Genomic DNA, 3,780 nt, shown 5'->3' with positions numbered 1-3,780 from the left:
AGAAACCTGCGCGGTCTTTTCTAATCTCCTCTTTAAAACCTTCAAAAACTTCTTTTTCAAGCCCATCGGGATTATCATCGGTTTTCAGCATAAAGGGTGGCACCGCAGAGATTAATGCAGCTTTAGATACATTGGCGGTTCCATATTTCCCTATAAAACGAGCAACTTCTCCTCCACCCATAGAGAAACCTACAATAATTGTATCTGAAAGTCCCAGTGCTGTAATTACATCGTTTAAATCTGAAGCCAATGTATCGTAATCGTAGCCGTCCCAGGGTTTGTCGCTATCACCAAAGCCGCGGCGGTCGTAACTTATACATCTAAACCCTGCATCTACAATTTTCTCTACCTGGTATTCCCACATTCTGTGACTTAGAGGCCAGCCGTGAATAAGAATTACCGGTTGCCCTTCCCCATAATCTTCATAAAAAAGTTTAATCTTATTACCTTTTTCTTCGTTTTTAGTCTCTATATAATTCATTGCTTATTTTTTTAATAAGGTATGCACTAAAAACCCCGATAAAAAAGTAAAGCCTGCATTTAGCAGGCTTTTAACGTGTTATCAAAAATTTTATTTAAAACTACATAATTTCAATACTTCCTTTTCCCTCCCTTATTACTTCAGGTTCAGAGTTTGTGAGATCTATAACGGTAGATGGAATGTTATCACCATACCCACCATCAATTACAAGGTCTACAAGTTGATCCCATTTCTCTTTAATTAATTCGGGATCTGTGGTATATTCTATAACCTCATCTTCATCATAAATAGAAGTTGAAACAATTGGATTTCCTAAAGTAGCCACAATACTTTTACAAATATTATTGTCTGGCACCCTAATCCCGACGGTTTTCTTCTTTTTAAAGACATTTGGAAGGTTATTATTTCCGGGTAAAATAAAGGTATATGGTCCTGGAAGATTTCTTTTGAGAATTTTAAAGGTAGTCGAATCTATTTGTTTTACGTAATCTGATAGATTGCTTAAGTCTTCGCAAATAAAAGAGAAATTCGCTTTTTCCAGTTTTACACCCTTAATTTGAGCAATTTTTTCTAAAGCTGAGGTATTGGTAATATCGCATCCAAGGCCATAAACGGTATCGGTTGGATAAATAATAAGTCCGCCGTTCTTTAGGACTTCTACTACTTTATTAATATGCTTTTGACTCGGATTTTCATCATAAATTTTAAGTAATTCAGCCATAATTATAATTTTTAGTAATTGAGAATTTACAAATTTTCGTGCAGATAATTTTGAAATAGCCTGATTAATCTAATTTAGAAACTTCACTTTCCAACTTCAGTACCTTGCTTCCATCTTCCTGCTCTATAAAAAGTGCTTTGTTGCCTTCTTCGCCTTTTCGGGTAATTTCACTGCCGGCTATTGTTTTGGTGACTTCTTTGGTATAAGTTTCGGTCACTTTTCCTTCAGCTTTTCCATTTCCCCATTTCCAACTAACATTGCTACCTTCTCTAATCATTTTTTTATTTAGAAGGTAAAAAGAAAGCCGCATGAAGCGGCTTTATATAACAGAAGTTTAACGAGATTTAGGAGATCAATTTCAATTTAGCAAACCTTAGCAGTAACTTTTTAATTCCGCCATTTTCAAAATCTATTTCGGCTTTTTTATCCTGCCCCACGCCCTCTATAGCCAGCACTTTTCCTTTCCCAAAACGCATATGCTCTACCACGTTACCGGCTTCCAGTTTTATAGCATTTGTAGCTTTCTCGGGTTCTGGGCTTGCGGGTTTTAATTTCCGAAGTTTTCTTAACTGCGACTCGCTTGGTTTATGTGCAGGTGGCGGAGTTCCTTTTTTAGGCTTGGTTTGTCTCAGTTTACTTTTATCAATATCATCCCCAAAAATATCGGTATCTATAAGCGGTTTGTATTTATAATCATCCTGCGGAATCATATAATCCATATACTGCTCATCTACTTCTTCTATAAACCTACTTGGTTCAGCATCTACCAATTTCCCCCAACGGTATCGGGATTGCGTATAAGTTAAGTAAGCCTGTTTTTCGGCACGGGTAAGTGCCACATAGAATAATCGGCGTTCTTCTTCCAGTTCGCTTCGGGTATTCATACTCATTCCTGAAGGAAAAAGATCTTCTTCCAACCCAACAATATACACATATGGGAACTCCAAACCTTTTGCCAGGTGAATGGTCATTAAAGCCACGCGGTCGTCATCGCCGGTATCTTTATCCATATCTGTAGCAAGCGCTACATCTTCCAGGAATTCAGCCAGAGAACCATCGGCATCTGCCAGTTCTTTTTGACCTTCCACAAAATCCTTGATCCCGTTTAATAATTCCTCGATATTTTCAATTCGAGCAATTCCTTCCGGAGTACCATCTTTCTTTAATTCCTGAACCAAACCGGTTTTTTTGGTCACAGTATCGGCTACAGTAAAAGCATCGGCGTTTTCGGCTAAAATCGTGAAACTCTTAATCATATTCACGAAATTATTAAGCTTGGTCTGGGTACTTCTATTTATTTGTAGATCCAGATGATCTATATTCTCAATAATTTCAAAAATGGTTTTCCCATATTGATTTCCGGCAATGCTCAATTTATCCATGGTAGTTTGCCCAATTCCGCGGGCTGGATAATTAATTACCCGCTTAAGTGCTTCCTCATCTTTCGGGTTAATCAGAAGCCTTAAATAAGACAGTACATCTTTAATTTCCTTTCGCTGGTAGAATGAAAGTCCGCCGTAAATTCTATACGGGATTTCCTTTTTTCTGAGCGCGTCTTCCATCGCCCTACTTTGGGCGTTGGTTCGATAAAGAATAGCAAAATCACCGTTATTCATCTGGTTTTGCATTCTATTTTCAAAAATAGAACCGGCAACAAAACGCCCTTCTTCCCCATCGGTAAGCAAACGATTTACAACAATTTTTGGCCCTTCATCATTAGCCGTCCACACTACTTTTTCAAGCTTGGTTTTATTCTTTTCAATAATGGAGTTGGCGGCATTTACAATATTTTTGGTAGAACGGTAATTTTGCTCCAGCCGGTACATTTGCACATTCTCGTAATCTTTCTGAAAATTCAGAATGTTATTAATATTCGCTCCGCGGAAAGCATAAATACTCTGTGCATCATCTCCCACCACGCATATATTCTGAAACTTATCGGAAAGTGCTTTTACAATTAAATACTGAGAATGGTTAGTATCCTGGTACTCATCTACCAAAATATACCTGAAACGGTTTTGGTATTTATGAAGCACTTCAGGAAAGCGGTTTAAAAGCTCGTTGGTTTTCAGCAAAAGATCATCAAAATCCATCGCACCGGCTTTAAAACAACGCTCTACATATTCCTGGTAGATTTCCCCTAAACGCGGTTTTTTAGACATCGCATCGGCTTCCTTCAATTCCGGGTTTTGGAAATAGGCTTTTACGGTAATCAAACTGTTTTTATAGGAAGAAATTCTGCTATAAACCTGCTTGTATTTATATACATCCTTATCCAGGCGCATATCTTTTATAATCGCCCTAATTACACTTTGCGAATCCTGTGTATCGTAGATAGTAAAGTTTGAAGGATAGCCCAATTTATCGGCTTCAAAACGCAGAATTTTGGCAAAAATGGAGTGAAAAGTACCCATCCAAAGGTTTTTCGCTTCACTATTCCCTACAATCTTAGCGATACGGGTTTTCATTTCCCGGGCCGCCTTATTAGTAAAAGTTAAAGACAAAATATTAAAAGGATCTACACCCTGGCTCATAAGGTAAGCAATACGGTAAGTAAGCACCCGCGTTTTTCCAGATC

General features: G+C 37.9%; 4 protein-coding genes. All 4 read right to left on the bottom strand.

The genetic code is table 11. The features are described 5' to 3' along the window. Positions 1-481: alpha/beta hydrolase (locus AACZ30_RS13400; RefSeq protein ID WP_339649985.1), on the bottom strand; the 481-nt coding region annotated here is incomplete at its 3' end. A 100-nt stretch (positions 482-581) separates the two neighbouring features. Beyond that, entirely contained in the window at positions 582-1,202 is a 621-nt protein-coding gene (locus AACZ30_RS13395; RefSeq protein ID WP_339649982.1) for an L-threonylcarbamoyladenylate synthase, read from the bottom strand. 64 nt (positions 1,203-1,266) lie between these two features. Further along, positions 1,267-1,479 carry a DUF2945 domain-containing protein gene (locus AACZ30_RS13390; protein ID WP_339649979.1) on the bottom strand — a complete coding sequence of 71 codons (213 nt, stop codon included), beginning with the start codon at positions 1,477-1,479 and terminating at the stop codon, positions 1,267-1,269. A 67-nt stretch (positions 1,480-1,546) separates the two neighbouring features. Next, positions 1,547-3,780, bottom strand: a 2,234-nt coding sequence (locus AACZ30_RS13385) for a 3'-5' exonuclease (RefSeq protein WP_339649976.1), incomplete at its 5' end; no start/stop codon positions are given.

This window comes from uncultured Salegentibacter sp. (genome assembly GCF_963972535.1).
GTDB lineage: Bacteria > Bacteroidota > Bacteroidia > Flavobacteriales > Flavobacteriaceae > Salegentibacter.
This window is presented reverse-complemented; position numbering and strand designations above follow the sequence as displayed.